This window comes from Klebsiella sp. A-Nf5 (assembly GCF_002810545.1).
GTDB lineage: Bacteria > Pseudomonadota > Gammaproteobacteria > Enterobacterales > Enterobacteriaceae > Klebsiella > Klebsiella variicola.
In genome coordinates this window covers 1-1,162 of the sequence record NZ_PIOG01000244.1, presented here as the reverse complement: position 1 = coordinate 1,162, position 1,162 = coordinate 1, and the positions used below count along the sequence as shown (strand labels likewise).

3 protein-coding genes are annotated in these 1,162 nt (G+C 53.2%); all 3 read left to right on the top strand.

All coding sequences use genetic code 11. The features are described 5' to 3' along the window. Positions 1 to 102 (top strand): type IV conjugative transfer system protein TraL (locus tag CWM53_RS23340; RefSeq protein WP_306467867.1); only part of this gene is annotated, 102 nt, incomplete at its 5' end. 19 nt (positions 103 to 121) lie between these two features. After that, on the top strand, positions 122 to 688 hold the full coding sequence (gene traE, locus CWM53_RS23335) for a type IV conjugative transfer system protein TraE (RefSeq protein ID WP_020316627.1): 567 nt from the start codon (positions 122 to 124) through the stop codon (positions 686 to 688). Beyond that, on the top strand, positions 675 to 1,162 hold a 488-nt coding region (gene traK / locus CWM53_RS23330), incomplete at its 3' end, for a type-F conjugative transfer system secretin TraK (protein WP_100750890.1). The genes traE and traK, both read left to right, overlap by 14 nt.

Below are 1,162 nucleotides of genomic sequence, written 5' to 3'. Positions count from 1 at the left end.
TCCTGGCTACGCGACCTGATTTACTGGTATCTGCCAACCTCCCTTCTTAAAGGTTTCTTTCATGATGTTCCGGACTCCTGTTTCCGGCAGTGGATTAAATAAATCAACGGGGAAATAACATATGGAACATGGTGCCAGACAAAATACCACCCGCGTTATCGCTGTGGGATTTATCAGTCTGGGGACGCTCCTGACCCTCAGTCTTGCGACCAATATTATCCAGGGCATAAATAATTACCGTCTTCAGACAGAACAGAAAGTGGCGGTGACACCGATGTTATTCAGTGCCCCCTTTGCGGTGTCTCAGAACCAGGCTGACGCCTCTTATATTGAGCAGCTGGGCCTGTCCTTTATTGCCCTGCGTCTGAATGTCACACCGGAAACGGTTGATGCCCAGCATCAGCAGCTACTCCGGTATGTATTACCCGCCTCGCAGAACAGCCTTAAGGTCCAGCTGGCTGAAGATGCGAAACGCATTAAAGACAATAACGTTAATGCCACCTTTTATATGACGTCGATCCGTGCCTGGCCGGCAGAGAACCGCGTGGATATCCGGGGTGAGCTGAAAACGTGGATTGGGGATTCCAAACCCTACAGTGAAATTAAAAGCTATGTCATTCAGTTCAGTCGTGTCGATGGTGTCAGCTGGCTGGCGCGTTTTGGAGAAATAAATAATGAAAAAAATTAACCCGTTATTTATTTCAGGCTGTCTGCTGTTGGTCGCCCCCGCGATGTCCGCGACCCTCAGCGGTACGCTGGCGCCGACAGTGGTCCCCCTGACTAATGGCGGTCAGGCAAATATTGCCGTGAGTAACACCGATCCGAATCTGTTCACAGTACCTGGCGATCGCATCACGGCGATAAACAGCCTGGACGGTGGCCTGACAAACCAGGAGCAGACCGACAGCGGCGGCGCCATTCTGGCGACCGTCAGTAAAAAACCGTTCACCTTCATTGTGGAAACCGAACGCGGGCTGAACTTCTCCATTCGTGCCGTGCCCCGTGCGGGCTCAGGCCGGACAATTCAGCTGGTCAGCGAGCTGGCGGGGACACCCGGTCCGGCAAAAGCCTGGGAAGAGTCGAACCCCTATGAATCGTTACTGGTTTCGCTGAATCGCGCCGTGCGCCAGGGCAGCGTACCCGATGAGTATCAGTCTGTCCC

Coding starts and splice junctions, on each gene's coding strand:
- traE (WP_020316627.1), top strand. CDS start 122: ATGGAACATGGTGCCAGACAAAATACCACCCGCGTTATCGCTGTGGGA.